This is a genomic window from Bartonella sp. AA86SXKL, assembly GCF_042196885.1.
The window spans coordinates 1-312 of sequence record NZ_JBHIRE010000247.1; the positions used below are offsets into that span (position 1 = coordinate 1).

Annotated in this window: 1 pseudogene; it reads left to right on the plus strand. The window is 46.8% G+C overall.

Features of this window, described 5'->3' with window-relative positions:
* Positions 1 to 10 precede the first annotated feature (10 nt).
* A pseudogene (locus tag ACFIO5_RS11290) lies at positions 11 to 312 on the plus strand (FAD-dependent oxidoreductase); the annotation flags it as partial.

Consider the following 312-nt stretch of genomic DNA (forward strand, 5'->3'; position numbering starts at 1 on the left):
AATGAATTAAATGCAATTATATGATGTTGTTGTTATTGGAGGTGGTCATGCTGGCTGCGAAGCAGCTTATGCATCAGCGCGTGCTGGAGCACAGACAGCACGCATTACACATAAAATATCAGCACTAGGAACAATGTCGTGTGATCCGTCAAATGGAGGGCTTGGAAAAGGACATCTGGTTCGTGAAATAGATGCTTTTGATGGGCTCATGGGACGAGCAGCAGATGCAGCTGGAATTCAATTTCGACTTCTTAATCGACGAAAAGGACCAGCAGTAAGAGGTCCGCGCGCGCAAGCTGACCGACAACTCTA